The sequence below is a fragment of the Stenotrophomonas sp. STEN038 genome (assembly GCF_056759895.1).
Window position 1 is genome coordinate 1 of record NZ_JBRRDW010000082.1, and the last position, 12,876, is coordinate 12,876.

The following is a 12,876-nucleotide window of genomic DNA, read 5'->3' on the forward strand; positions in this document are numbered from 1 at the left end:
ATGCTCGGCAGGGGCTTCACCGGTAGAGTCCCAATGCCGAGCATGGCTCGGCACTACAGTTTGTGCGGCTTTGCCGGCAAGGCCCCTGCCGAGCATGGCTCGGCACTACAGTTTGTGTGGCTTTAGCGGTAAGGCCCCTGCCGAGCATGGCTCGGCACTACAGTTTGTGCGGCTTTACCGGCAAGGCCCCTGCCGAGCATGGCTCGGCACTACCAAAGGCAAAAGCCTGGCTCAACCAGCGTAACGGGCCTTCAACATCGCCCACGCCGAACGCAGCGCCAAGGCCTCACCACCGGCCGGGCGGCCCGGGCGTTCGCCGTCGTTCCAGGCGTAGACGTCCAGATGTGCCCACACCTGGCCTTCGGTGATGAAACGCTCCAGGTACAGCGCTGCAGTCACCGAGCCGGCCATGCGCGAGCCGGCGTTGGCCAGGTCGGCGATGCCGCTGTTGAGGTAACGCAGGTAGGGACGCCACAACGGCATGCGCCAGACCGGGTCGCGGGTGCTGTCGCCAGCCTGCAGCCACTGGTTGGCCAGGGTGTCGTCATTGGCGAACAGTGCCGGCAGGTCCGGGCCCAAGGCAATGCGTGCGGCACCGGTGAGGGTGGCGAAATCGAGGATGGTGTCCGGGTTCTGCTCGCTGACGTAGGTGAGCGCGTCGCACAGCACCAGCCGGCCTTCGGCGTCGGTGTTGTCGATCTCCACGGTGATGCCCTTGCGGGTGGTGATCACTTCGCCGGGACGGAAGGCATCCGGACCGACGGCATTTTCCACCGCAGCCACCACCAGGGTCAGCTGCACCGGCAACTGCTGCGCCATCACCAGGCCCGCCAGGGCGATGGCGTGGGCGGCACCGCCCATGTCCTTTTTCATGTTGCGCATGCCGTCGGCCGGCTTCAGGTCCAGGCCGCCGGTGTCGAAGCACACGCCCTTGCCGACCAACGCCAGATGCGGCGCACCCGCGTTGCCCCAGCGCAGCACGATCAGGCGCGGTGCGCGGTGCGAGGCGCGGCCAACGGCGTGGATGGTCGGGAAATTCATTTCCAGCAGCTCGTCGCCGGCAATCACTTCCAGTTCGCCGCCATGGGCTTCGACCAGATCGCGCGCGGCGTCTTCCAGCTGCTGCGGGCCCATGTCTTCGGTCGGTGTGTTGACCCAGTCGCGCACGCGCAGGCAGGCGGTCACCACGTCCAGCACTTCAGCGGCCGGCGTTGCCAGCAGCTGTGCGGCCGGGCGAGCCAGCTTGCGGTAGCGGTCGAAGCGGTAGCTGCCCAGACCCCAGCCGATCTGCAGGTTGGCGCTGCTGCTGGCGTCCAGTTCATTGGCGACCTGCCAGCTGGTGCCGGCCGGCAGCGCGAACGGAGCATGCGCATAGGCGTAGGCATCGGCGTGATCGCCCACGCCGAGCACCGCGCCGGCAATGCCGTTGTCGCCGGGCAGCAGCAGCACGCTGTTCGGTGCGGCGTTGAACTGCTGCGCTGCGGCCCAGGCCTGCACGGCGACAGGCTGCTGCGCCTTCCACGCGGCAAAGCCGTCGCGGTCCAGCACATACAGCGGCAGGGCATTGGTGGAATCGGTGGTGTAAGCGGTGATCGGGGTCATGGTGTTCTCTTGCGTCTGCTGGCGGCCGTGGGCTTAGCGCTGCGGGTTGGAGGCATTGCCATCCAACCAGTCGGCCAGTCCGGTCAGGGTGTCGAACTGCAGGTCAGGCTGCAGTTCGGTGTGGGTCCATGAATGTTCTTCGCGGTTGATCCAGCAACCACGCAGGCCGGCGCGCATCGCACCGGCTACGTCCATTTCGGCGTGATCGCCGACGTGCAATACATGCGCGTGCTCAACGCCAAGGCGTTCGCAGGCGGCATGGAAGATACCCGGGTCCGGCTTGGCCGCGCCGAATTCGCGCGAGCCCAGCTGGAAGGCGAACAGCTCGCCGATGCCAATGCGCTGCAGGTCGGCATTGCCGTTGCTCACTGCGGCCACCGGCACGCGCGCGGCGATGCGGCGCAGTGCGGCCAATGCATCAGGGTAGAACTCGACCTGGTTGCGCGCGGCGTAGAACGCTTCGTAAGCCGGGTCGAGCAGGTCCATGCTTGCGCCGCTCTTTTCCAGCGCTTCGGCCAGGGTCAGCCGGCGCAGCGCGCTCAGGTCGTAATGCAGGTGCGGGTTGTCGCGGAACGAGCGTTCGCGCAGCTCACGCATGGCCGCGACCGGGTACATGCTGGCGGTGGCCGGGCTGTGCTCCAGCATCCAGTCATGCAGCACCTGGTCGATGCGGGCACCGATGGGAGCGAACGGCCACAAGGTGTCGTCCAGATCGAGGGTGATGGCGAGTACGGGAAAGTTCATCCGGGCATTTTACGCCAAGCCCATGAGCCGGGCCTGTAGGGCCTCAGGTTGCCCGCTTTTGTAGGAGCGGCGTCAGCCGCGAAGCCGGCATGTCATCAGTTGGCAGAGGTGCTGGTGGCTTCAGCACCACCAGTTTCGCGGCTTACGCCGCTCCTACAAAAGCGACGCTACTCCAATAGCTTTGCCCAGCCGTGCATGCCATCCACGCGGCTCAGCACCAGCTTCACGCAGACCAGCAGTGGTACCGCCAGCAGCAGGCCGATCATGCCCCACAGCCAGCCGAACAACATCAGCGCCAGGATCAGCATCAGTGGCGAGATCGCCATGCTGCGGCCGAGCACGATAGGTGTGATCAATTGCCCCTCCAGCGTATGCAGGCCCAGATAGGCCAGCGCCGGCAGCAACGCGGTGAGCGGGTCGCGGAATTCGACGAAGCCCATCAGCAGCATCAGCACGATGCCGATCAGCGGCCCCACATACGGGGCGAAATTCAGCAGTGCGGCCACCGTGCCCCACAGCAGCGCTTCGGGCAGGGCGATGCCGAGCAGCATCAGCACGCCGGACAGGATCAGGCCCAGGGCGACGTTGATGATGGTGATGGTCAGTACATAGCGCGATATCTCGCGTTCGATCGAGCGCAGGATCTCGGCGGTGAAGCGTTTCTGCTGGCGATTGGGCAGCAGGGCGATAACGTGCCGCTGCAGGTTTTCGCCATAGATCATGAAGAACAGGGTCAGCAGCACCACCGCCAGTGCCGAGGCGGCCAGCTTGGGCGTGCGCACCAGTGCCTTGTAGGGATCGTCGAGCTGGGTGCGGATCACCTGCACTTTGCGGTTGCCTTCGCCGCCAGCGGCGCGGGCGAAGCTCTCTGCTGCCAGGTTGGCCTGCTGCACCGGTTTGACGAAGTCCTGCACCTGCCGCGAGATCTGCCGCATCTGCTGCGGTGCTTCCTGCACCCATTCGGTGGCCGGTCCGGCCAATTGCACGGTCAGTGCGGCACTGCCAGCCAGACCCGCCGCCAACACCAGCAGTGCGCCGAGAAAGCGCGGCAGGTGCAGTTTCTGCAGCAGGCGGATGATGGGGTTGCCGATCAGCGCGAAGAACATCGCCAGCAGCACCGGCAGGATCACTTCCTGCGCGGCCCACAGCGTATAGCCCACCGCCAACGTCGCCAGCACCACGACGGCGACAGGTGCGCGCGGGCGCGGTGCAGGGGCTTCGGCAGGGCGGGGTGTAGCGTCGGGCAACAGGTCAGACATGCGGGCAGCGCTCCGTGAACGGAACGGCGCGCAGTGGCGCCGTGCTCAGGATTCTGACAGTTCTGTCGCCGCTTCGGCGGGACGGGGCGGTGTGCTGTTATTGCGCGGGTCGGCGGAAGCTGATTGCGGCGACGGTGGGGCGTCGTCGTTGTCGCCTTCGTCGTCGGTGCCTTCATCGGCATCGGCCGCAGCCTGCCCGGCCATTACCCCGGCCGCTGCCGCAGCGGCAGCGAAGGAGGCGACCGAGGCCTGCGCACTGCTGACCAGCCCGGACACCGAGCCGATCATCTGCAGCCAACGGCTGCCGCTGAAGGCACCGCCGGGTTCCAGCTTGCCGGCCAGGAAGCCGCCGGCAAGGCCGACCACCACGATGCGACCGGGCGTCCATGCACTGCGCCAGCTCTGGTTGAGCTGTTCCCAGTGTTGGGTGGCTTCCTCGCCACGCACCTGCACCACGGCTTCGGCGCGGCGCACACGGCGTTGCAGGGCTTCGAAATTCACGGTGTGTTCTCCCCGGGGATCTTCACTTCGGCATCGGGGTCTTCGCCATCGGGCTCGTCGAACAGGCCAAGCCGCGACAACTGCCGGCGGGTGGCATGCATGCCGGTGTGGTGGAAGAAGTAGGACACCCGCCATATCGCGTAGCCGGTGACGGCCAGGCTGGTCAGGGTGGGGATCAGCAGCGAGACGAACAGCGACAATCCCATGTATTGCAGCATTGCCACCGCCGTGGCTGCCAACAGCAGCCAGGCCGAGGCGCCGAACACGATGGCCACGCCGCTCCACGCCAATGAACGACCAAACGCGCTGCGCGCCAAGGCCAGGTCGGCCGAAGCCAGCCGGCGCAGGGAGCGCAGCGTGTTGGAAGCCGAGTCCAGCGTCTGCCGGCCGGCCGCGCCAACCTGACGGATGCTTTCTTCCAGCCCGGGCGCCTGGCCCGGGGTGGAATCGTCGCCAGTGGGCGGTGTTGCGTTATCGCTCACGCCGATCAGTCGTTGCTGCGGGCGAGTTTGGCAATGATCCAGCCAGCGGCGAAGGCCACGCCGAACGAGGCCAGCGGACGCTCACGGATGAGGTCGGCGGCGCTGTCGATCAGGTCCTTGCCCTTGTCCATCAGTGCATCGACCTGTTCCTTGGCGGCAGCACCGCCCAGTTCAGCAGCGGCCAGGCCGGACAGCGCGCTGTCGGACAGTTCGGCCTTCATGTTGGCCTTGCCCAGACGCAGTTCGTCGCCGGCAGCACCGGCAGCGCCCTTGACGGCCGAGCCAGCGGCGGAAGCGGCGGACTTCAGGTGTGCGCCAGCCTCGCCCAGGTGTTCCTTCATGTTCTCGGTATTGGTGGGGCTCATCGTGATCTCCTGGTTTCAGCGGGTGCGCCGGATGGCGCGCGGTTGCAACAGAACTCAACAAATAGCAGTTGCCGGGTGTAAACAACGTTACGCCGGCACCACAAGATGCTCACTTGAGCATCATCGCATCATCAATTGGCCGCGCTGGCTGCCACCGCGCAGGATGCTCAACACCAGCTGCGGCGGGCGTTGGCCGAAGCTTGCGCGCCAGCCGGCAAGGTCGGTGAACGCACCGCTGCTGGCTGCAAGAATCACATCGCCACTGGCCAAACCTGATTGCGCGGCGCGGCTGCCGCGTGCGACTTCGCTGACCAGCACGCCGTTGATGCCGGCCTGACGCAGCGATTCGGGCAGGTCGGCAAAGGTGGCGCCGCTCAGGCGCGGATCCAGCGTGTCGCCGGCCACTGCGCGCGGTTGTTCCTTCAAGGTGGCCTTGAGCTGCAGCGGCTTGCCGTCGCGGCGCACTTCCAGATCGACCGTGCGACCGACCGTGGAGAGACCTTCAAAGTTGTGCAGGGCCTGCGCGCTGTCCACGCGCTGGCCGTTGATCGCGGTGACCACGTCGCCCGCCTTCACCCCGGCCGCTGCCGCACCGGAACCGGCCAGCACCCGCGTCACCAAGGCACCGCGGGCTTCTTCCAGGCCCAGGCCCTGGGCGATCTGCGGCGTCAGGTTCTGCGTTTCCACGCCCAGCGTGCCACGCACCACCACGCCCTTGGTGATCAGCTGCTCGACCACGTCGCGGGCCAGGTTGGACGGAATGGCCAGGCCCAGGCCGATGTTGCCGGCCATGCTGCCCTGCGGGTTGTAGCTTGCGGTATTGATGCCGACCAGCTGGCCGTTGAGGTTGACCAGTGCGCCGCCGGAGTTGCCGGGGTTGATCGAGGCATCGGTCTGGATGAAGTTCTGGTAGCCCAGCCCGCGGATGCCGCTGCGGCCCACCGCCGAGACGATGCCCGAGGTGACCGTCTGGCTGAAGCCGAAGGGGTTGCCGATCGCCACCACGAAGTCGCCGACGCGCAGTTGGTCGCTATTGCCCAGCGGCAGCGCGGTCAGCTTTTCGGCGGGGATGCGGATCAGGGCGATGTCGGTGTCGCGGTCCGAGCCGAGGAATTCGGCCTTGACCGTACGCCCGTCGGCCAGGGTGACCTGGACGTCGTCGGCGTTCTCGACCACATGGTGGTTGGTCAACACGTAGCCGCGCGCTGCATCGATGATCACGCCCGAGCCCAGCGACTCGTTGATGCGCTCCTGCGGCACCTGCGGGAACAGGCGGCGGAAGAACGGGTCGTCGAAGTAGGGGTTGCGTACCCGCACCACCTGTTTGGTATTGACGCTGACCACGGCCGGCATGGCCTGTTCCAGCATCGGTGCCAGTGATGGCACCGCCTGCCCGGCAACCGCGGACGGCAATGCTGCAGTGGTGGGCAATACCGTGCTCAGCGAGGCGGCGTCGGCGCGGTTGTCCAGGTGGGCATTGATGGCGGAGACGGTGAAGCCACCAAAGGCGGCGGCCAGCGCCAGGGTCAGCAGGGTCGGGATGGGTCGCATTGCCGGGGGTTCCATGCGGGGGCGCCCGAGGGCGGCGCCGGGGTGGGGCGGGTTGCTGAACACGAGTGTGGCGGGGGGGAGTTAAATCGGCAATGAAACTTCTGCATTGCCGCAATCCCAAGAGGCCCAAGCCCTGCACGGAATGCAATAGCCGGACAGCTGATTTTTCGTTTGACATCACCCCGTGGGTGGGTAAGCTTGGTCGGGTCATCACCCACTAGATGTTGGGTTGATGTGAAAAGCGTCCCCAAGCAGTAGGGTTTAGTGCTCGGGGTGCAAGCACCCCAACGGAAGGCGTGCAATGACCGCGACAGTGATGCAGAAAACCGGTAATTCCCGGAATCCCCTCATCCCGCCGACAGGCGCGTAATCACGCGCCTGCGCGTCGTTGTCTTTGCTGCCCTGCCTGTTTGGGAAAAGAAAAATCGCACCGCAAGGTGCCCCAGGAGAGTTTCCACAATCATGAGTACGGTGCGTCTGGAAGTGGTCAGCAATCAAACCAAGTCGGACATGATCCCTCTGCAACCTGCCTCGCAGGACATCTGGGAAAAGAAGTACCGCCTCACGACGAAGGCGGGCGAAGCGCTGGACGCCGATATCGACGGCACCTACCTGCGCGTGGCCCGCGCCCTGGCTGACGCCGAGGCGACCGACGACAAGCGCGCCTACTGGTATGAGCGTTTTGCCTGGGCCCTGCGCCGTGGCGCGATCCCGGCTGGCCGCATCACCTCCAATGCCGGCGCGCAGCAGCACAAGCCGGCCACCAGCACCATCAACTGCACCGTGTCGGGCACCATCACCGACTCGATGGACGGCATCCTGGAGAAGGTCCACGAAGCAGGCCTGACCCTGAAGGCCGGCTGCGGTATCGGCTACGAGTTCAGCACCCTGCGTCCGCGCGGTGCCTTCGTCGCCGGCGCCGGCGCCTACACCTCCGGGCCGATGTCCTTCATGGATATCTACGACAAGATGTGCTTCACCGTGTCCTCGGCCGGTGGCCGTCGTGGCGCGCAGATGGGCACCTTCGATGTGTCGCACCCGGACGTGAAGGACTTCATCCGCGCCAAGCGCGAAGACGGCCGCCTGCGTCAGTTCAACCTGTCGTTGCTGATCACCGATGGCTTCATGGACGCCGTCAACACCGACGCCGACTGGCAGCTGGTGTTCCCGATCAACACCAAGGAGCAGGCCGAGCTGGACCCGGCCAGCGGTGAGGAAGTGGTGTGGCGCGAATGGCCGACCCACGAAAACTACATCGTCCGCGACGACGGCCTGGTGGCCTGCAAGGTGTATGGCCACATCCGTGCCCGTCACCTGTGGGACATGATCATGGTCTCCACCTATGACTACGCCGAGCCGGGTTTCATCCTGATCGACCGCGTCAACGAGATGAACAACAACTGGTGGTGCGAGAACATCCGCGCAACCAACCCCTGCGGCGAGCAGCCGCTGCCGCCGTACGGCGCCTGCCTGCTGGGCTCGGTGAACCTGACCAAGTTCGTGCGTGACCCGTTCACCGACAAGGCCTCGTTCGACTGGGACGAGTACAAGGAAGTGGTGCGCGTATTCACCCGCATGCTGGACAACGTGGTCGAAGTGAACGGCCTGCCGCTGGAACAGCAGCGCAACGAGATCATGCGCAAGCGCCGCCACGGCATGGGCTTCCTCGGCCTGGGCAGCACCATGACCATGCTGCAGATGAAGTACGGCAGCACCGAGTCCTGCGAGTTCACCGAAGCCATCGCCCGCGACATGGCTGTGGCTGGCTGGGAAACCGGCCTGGAGCTGGCCCGTGAGAAGGGCGCTGCCCCGATCATGGAAGAGCAGTTCGCGGTCACCGCTGCGATGCTGCGCCAGCGCCCGGAAATGAAGAAGGACGGCTGGAAGCTCGGCCAGAAGATCGCCGGCAAGGTGCTGCACGCCCGCTACAGCCGCTACATGCAGCGCGTGGCCACGGTGGCCCCGGAGCTGGTGGAAGAACTTGCCACGGTCGGTTCGCGCTTCACCCACCACAGCTCCATCGCCCCGACCGGCACCATCAGCCTGTCGCTGGCCAACAACGCCTCCAACGGCATCGAGCCCTCGTTCGCGCACCACTACAGCCGCAACGTGATCCGCGAAGGCAAGAAGTCCAAGGAAAAGGTGGACGTGTTCTCGTTCGAGCTGCTGGCCTACCGCCAGCTGGTCAACGACAAGGCCATGCCGTTCTCCGACGAGGCTGACGCCCAGCTGCCGGAGTACTTCATCAGCGCCGACGACATCTCGCCCAAGGAACACGTGGACGTGCAGGCCGCCGCGCAGAAGTGGGTGGACAGCTCGATCTCCAAGACCGCCAACGTACCCACCGATTACCCGTACGAGCAGTTCAAGGACATCTACCGCTACGCCCACGAGCAGGGCTTGAAGGGCTGCACCACCTTCCGTTTCAACCCGGCCGCCTTCCAGGGCGTGCTGGTCAAGGAAGCGGATCTTGAGAACACCACCTACCGTTTCGAGCTGGAAGACGGCCAGGTGGTGGAGGTCAAGGGCAACGAACAGATCGAGTACGACGGCGAGATGCACACCGCCGCCAACCTGTTCGACGCCCTGAAAGAAGGCTATTACGGCAAGTTCTGAGTGCCTTCATCGCCCTCCCGGCCGCGCGCTGGGAGGGCATGACGGTGGCTTCGCCGCCACCTTCCTGTTGCGCGCTTGTTTCACGTTGCATCGGCTTCGATATAGCATCGCCACATTACAGACCCGATGCCCTTAGGAGGGCTTTATGAGCAATGGTAATGGTGTGACCGCGACCGTAACCCAGGTTGCCGAGGACGTGAAAGAAACCGTCAAGGAAACCGTCGCCCACGCGGGCGAGAGCATCGCGGCAACCGCCAGCGACGCCGTGGTTGCAGTGAAGGCCAGTGCAAAGAAGGTCGAGGCCGGCGCCAAGAAGCAGGTGGCCAAGGTCAAAAAGGCTGTAAAGAAGGCCGAAAAGGCCGTCAAGAAAGCTGAGAAGGTCGTCGCCAAGAAAGCCAGCGCGGCCAAGAAGGAAGTAAAGAAGAAGGTCGCATCGGTCCGCCAGAAGCTGGAAGCCGCCAAGGCCAACGCCAAGGCAGAAGCCACCGAGCTGAAGAAGAAGGGCGCCGGCAAGCGTGCGGCGACCAAGAAGGCCATTGCCAAGGTCGAGAAGAAGGCCGCCACCAAGGTCGCCTCGGCCAAGAAGACGGTGAAGGCTGCCGAGAAGAAGGTCGCCAAGGCCGTCGGCAAGAAGGCTGCTGCCACCAAGAAGTCGGTGAAGGCCACCGAGAAGAAGATTGCCAAGGCTGTCGTCAAGAAGACCACCGCTGCCAAGAAGGCAGTGAAGAAGGTCGAAAAGAAGGCCGCCAAGAAGGTCGCCGCCGTCAAGAAGACGGTGAAGGCCACTGAAAAGAAGGTCGCCAAGAAAGTAGCCGTCAGCAAGAAGACGGTTGCCAAGAAGGTTGCCCTGACCAAGAAGACCGTGGCCAAGAAGGCCGCTACCGCAAAGAAGACGGTTGCCAAAAAGGCCACCGCAGTGAAGAAGGCCGCCAAGAAGGCGACCCGCAAGTAAGCCACACCGCGCACCCCGTCCCGCAGGGACGGGGTTGCTGCCAAACCGTATAGCAACGCATAACCAGGATTCGTACCATGGCCGTCAAGATCGACAAGAAAATCAAGGGTTACTCCGTCGTCACTCCGGACGACAAGGCCCGTGAAGCAGCAGCGGCCAAGGCCCCGGTCACGGTGGCCCAGGACGAATCCCCGATCGACAACATCGTGCACATGCACGAGCGCATCGAGCGCCCGGAAGTGCTGATCGGCAGCACCTACAAGATCAAATCACCGCTGGTGGAGCACGCCTTCTACGTGACCATCAACGACATCGTGCTCAACCAGGGCACCGAGCACGAACTGCGCCGTCCGTTCGAGATCTTCATCAACTCCAAGTCGATGGAGCATTTCCAGTGGATCGTGGCGCTGACCCGCATCATGTCCGCCGTATTCCGCAAGGGCGGCGACGTCACCTTCATCGTTGACGAAATGAAGGCCGTGTTCGACCCGAAGGGCGGTTACTTCAAGGCCGGCGGCGTGTACATGCCGTCGCTGGTCGCCGAGCTCGGCTCCATCGTCGAAGAGCACATGAAGACGATCGGCCTGCTGCATGACCCGGAAATGAGCGCCCACCAGCGCGCCCTGATCGCCGAGAAGCGCAAGCAGTTCGAAGAACGCTCAAAAAAAAACAGTGAAGTAATCGCAGCCCCGGTCACGCCGAGCGCAGCTGCAGCCCCCTCCCTTTCGCAAAGCGAAGGGGAGGGCCGGGGAGCGGTAGCCCTTGAAGTTGCCGTCGCCCCCGAAGCCGACCCCGAAAGCGCCGACAACGGCAGCTTCCCAGCCGCCGCCACCATGTGCCACAAGTGCAGCACCAAGGCGCTTGTGATCATGGATGGCTGCCAGACTTGCTTGAATTGTGGGTATAGCAAGTGCGGTTGATCAAATAAATAGAATTAACAACAAGGGCTGGATGCATCGTATGCGCTAGCCCTTTTTCTATTGGGGGAAGGCGTGGATCTAAAGCTCGAAAATTGGCTGAATGGTGCGCTTGATAATCATCATAGATTAACTCCGATGGTTGCGGGTTTGTTAGGGTCGTTGATCGCTAGTGCGGGTGTGGATGTTCTGGCGGTGACTCATCGCACGAAAAATAGGCGCAGTGTGCTTGAGAAAATAGAGCGAAAGAAATATCGAAACCCAGCAGGACAGTTGACGGATATTTCTGGGATAAGGGTTATCGTCTATTTTGAATCAGATGTTCAGCGCGTGGTTGACGTAATAAAGAGCGCGTTTCGTGTTGATTTGGAAAATTCAATGAATCGGGACGAATTGCTTTCGGTTAATCAGATTGGCTATCGATCGGTTCATTATGTTTGCGATCTCGGTGAGGCTCGTGCAATTCTTCCTGAATTTAAAGGAATCTCGGAGCTAAAGTTTGAGTTTCAGGTGCGGACCGTCTTGCAGCACGCTTGGGCGGAGCTTGCGCATGACCGGAATTACAAATTGGGAGGTAGGTTGCCGCCGGGAATGGAACGTCAGCTCTATTTGTACGCGGGAATGCTTGAAATTGCTGACAAGGGTTTCGATGAGCTTGCAAGAAAGATAGATGATTATGCGGAGCAGCTGGGATCTCGGCAATCTGTTGATATGCTCTCTGTCCCACTAGATTCAGTGAGCTTGTCGGCATTTATCAATAAATGGTGCTCGGAGAATGGGTTTGATTTAGAGCTTGCTGTGGAGAAAGATACGCCAGATCTTATTCAAGAGCTGTCTTCGCTAGGGCTATCAACTGTTGCTGATCTGCATAACATTATTCCCAATGGCTACGCCGCTAAAGCAGAAGAAAACGATTATTCAACGAATATATATGGCTTGGTTCGTGATTGGATGCTCATATTTAATTGGCGAGAGTTGATAGGGGGCCGGGCTCTGAATTGGGTTGTTTGCCCCGGCGACGATGGCTTGGATATGTTGAGTGAATTTCTCGGGCGCGACGAATTGAGTTGCTTGTTTGATGCCTTTGATATGGGGGCTTTGGTAACATAGGTCAGGGAAACAAGGATTAGCGGAAGCGCGTGTCAGAGTCGGATTTTGGAGAATAGAGCGAAAACAGGGGCAGAGTGAACTGCCCCGGATTCCATGGATAAGGTAGTCAGGGGACACTCCCGACCTGTTGATATTGCTGCTCGATCTGTAAAGGTGTGGTGTAGCCGAGGGCTGAATGGAGCCGGGCTCGGTTATAGAACAGTTCGATGTACTCGAAGATGGCCGTCCTCGCTGCTTCTCGATTGGGGAACGGACGGCCATCATTGATTTCAAGCTTCAGATTGGCGAAGAAACTCTCAATCATTGCGTTGTCGTAGGGCATGCCTGGCCGGCTCATGCTCAATACTATTTTGGCTTTCGCCGCTTTTGCACTGTATTGCAGGCTTCGGTACTGGCTGCCTTGATCGTGATGAAGGGTCAGCCCAGGAGTGGGCGGGTAGCGAGTCAGCGCGGTGAGCGTGAGGTGAGCGGGGGCAGGTTCACTTCGGGAAGCCTGAGCTGTTGTGGAAAATCTGGTGCAGAGATGGGGCGATCGTCATCTTCACCTAGTTAAGAAGCCCTTGTCTCAAGGCGTATGCGGCTTAGATTCACGGCGAAGTGAGTTAACTTTCCTGTGGCTCGTATCTAGAATGCTCGGTTTGTCAGGTTTTTCCTGACATTCCTAATGGGAGTGGAGTTCCCAGGATTTAGTGGACACCTGACCGAGGGTGGCGATGCGCTGCCTCGAACTCGTCAGGACTGACCCCGCCTAGATGGCTGTGGCGGCGTGTTGGATTG

At 62.5% G+C, this 12,876-nt stretch carries 12 protein-coding genes; 4 read left to right on the forward strand and 8 right to left on the reverse strand.

The features are described from left to right. Window positions 1–231 precede the first annotated feature (231 nt). The 7 genes from ACVOLS_RS20450 to ACVOLS_RS20480 form a co-directional block, all read right to left on the reverse strand. The gene (locus ACVOLS_RS20450) at window positions 232–1,602 is read right to left on the reverse strand and encodes a leucyl aminopeptidase family protein (RefSeq protein WP_481547148.1); all 1,371 of its coding nucleotides are present in this window, start codon (window positions 1,600–1,602) and stop codon (window positions 232–234) included. Between the two features lie 33 nt (window positions 1,603–1,635). Then, window positions 1,636–2,346 (reverse strand): HAD family hydrolase, encoded by a 711-nt coding sequence (locus ACVOLS_RS20455; RefSeq protein ID WP_481547149.1) that lies wholly within the window; start codon window positions 2,344–2,346, stop codon window positions 1,636–1,638. 167 nt (window positions 2,347–2,513) lie between these two features. Continuing rightward, window positions 2,514–3,605 carry an AI-2E family transporter gene (locus ACVOLS_RS20460; RefSeq protein WP_481547150.1) on the reverse strand — a complete coding sequence of 364 codons (1,092 nt, stop codon included), beginning with the start codon at window positions 3,603–3,605 and terminating at the stop codon, window positions 2,514–2,516. 45 nt (window positions 3,606–3,650) lie between these two features. After that, window positions 3,651–4,106 carry a protein sip-5 gene (locus ACVOLS_RS20465; protein WP_481547151.1) on the reverse strand — a complete coding sequence of 152 codons (456 nt, stop codon included), beginning with the start codon at window positions 4,104–4,106 and terminating at the stop codon, window positions 3,651–3,653. Continuing rightward, a complete protein-coding gene (locus tag ACVOLS_RS20470; RefSeq protein WP_481547152.1) occupies window positions 4,103–4,588 on the reverse strand; it encodes a phage holin family protein in 486 nt (161 codons plus the stop codon). The genes ACVOLS_RS20465 and ACVOLS_RS20470 overlap by 4 nt, the downstream gene beginning before the upstream one ends. Window positions 4,589–4,593: 5 nt before the next feature. Continuing rightward, on the reverse strand, window positions 4,594–4,953 hold the full coding sequence (locus ACVOLS_RS20475; protein ID WP_296246876.1) for a hypothetical protein: 360 nt from the start codon (window positions 4,951–4,953) through the stop codon (window positions 4,594–4,596). A gap of 120 nt (window positions 4,954–5,073) precedes the next feature. Beyond that, window positions 5,074–6,504, reverse strand: a complete 1,431-nt coding sequence (locus tag ACVOLS_RS20480; RefSeq protein ID WP_481537343.1) for a Do family serine endopeptidase — start codon at window positions 6,502–6,504, stop codon at window positions 5,074–5,076. 462 nt (window positions 6,505–6,966) lie between these two features. On the opposite strand from ACVOLS_RS20480, the gene ACVOLS_RS20485 reads away from it, so the two are divergent. The 4 genes from ACVOLS_RS20485 to ACVOLS_RS20500 all read left to right on the forward strand — a co-directional run bounded on the left by ACVOLS_RS20485 (window position 6,967) and on the right by ACVOLS_RS20500 (window position 12,099). Beyond that, window positions 6,967–9,120, forward strand: coding sequence for an adenosylcobalamin-dependent ribonucleoside-diphosphate reductase (locus ACVOLS_RS20485; protein WP_481547153.1), 2,154 nt, complete (start codon window positions 6,967–6,969; stop codon window positions 9,118–9,120). Window positions 9,121–9,265: 145 nt separating this feature from the next. After that, window positions 9,266–10,072 (forward strand): histone, encoded by an 807-nt coding sequence (locus ACVOLS_RS20490; protein ID WP_481547154.1) that lies wholly within the window; start codon window positions 9,266–9,268, stop codon window positions 10,070–10,072. Between the two features lie 77 nt (window positions 10,073–10,149). Then, window positions 10,150–10,992, forward strand: a complete 843-nt coding sequence (locus tag ACVOLS_RS20495; protein WP_481547155.1) for a TSCPD domain-containing protein — start codon at window positions 10,150–10,152, stop codon at window positions 10,990–10,992. Window positions 10,993–11,064: 72 nt separating this feature from the next. Continuing rightward, window positions 11,065–12,099 carry a GTP pyrophosphokinase gene (locus tag ACVOLS_RS20500; RefSeq protein WP_481547156.1) on the forward strand — a complete coding sequence of 345 codons (1,035 nt, stop codon included), beginning with the start codon at window positions 11,065–11,067 and terminating at the stop codon, window positions 12,097–12,099. Between the two features lie 106 nt (window positions 12,100–12,205). Here the strand turns inward: ACVOLS_RS20500 and ACVOLS_RS20505 are convergent, their stop codons facing one another. After that, entirely contained in the window at window positions 12,206–12,436 is a 231-nt protein-coding gene (locus ACVOLS_RS20505; RefSeq protein WP_481547157.1) for an integrase core domain-containing protein, read from the reverse strand. Between the last annotated feature and the right edge of the window lie 440 nt (window positions 12,437–12,876).

Bases quoted from the DNA above. Each gene is read 5' to 3' on its own strand.
- ACVOLS_RS20450 (WP_481547148.1), bottom strand. From the start codon at position 1,602: ATGACCCCGATCACCGCTTACACCACCGATTCCACCAATGCCCTGCCG.
- ACVOLS_RS20455 (WP_481547149.1), bottom strand. From the start codon at position 2,346: ATGAACTTTCCCGTACTCGCCATCACCCTCGATCTGGACGACACCTTG.
- ACVOLS_RS20460 (WP_481547150.1), bottom strand. From the start codon at position 3,605: ATGTCTGACCTGTTGCCCGACGCTACACCCCGCCCTGCCGAAGCCCCT.
- ACVOLS_RS20475 (WP_296246876.1), bottom strand. From the start codon at position 4,953: ATGAGCCCCACCAATACCGAGAACATGAAGGAACACCTGGGCGAGGCT.
- ACVOLS_RS20480 (WP_481537343.1), bottom strand. From the start codon at position 6,504: ATGCGACCCATCCCGACCCTGCTGACCCTGGCGCTGGCCGCCGCCTTT.
- ACVOLS_RS20485 (WP_481547153.1), top strand. From the start codon at position 6,967: ATGAGTACGGTGCGTCTGGAAGTGGTCAGCAATCAAACCAAGTCGGAC.
- ACVOLS_RS20490 (WP_481547154.1), top strand. From the start codon at position 9,266: ATGAGCAATGGTAATGGTGTGACCGCGACCGTAACCCAGGTTGCCGAG.
- ACVOLS_RS20495 (WP_481547155.1), top strand. From the start codon at position 10,150: ATGGCCGTCAAGATCGACAAGAAAATCAAGGGTTACTCCGTCGTCACT.
- ACVOLS_RS20505 (WP_481547157.1), bottom strand. From the start codon at position 12,436: ATGAGCCGGCCAGGCATGCCCTACGACAACGCAATGATTGAGAGTTTC.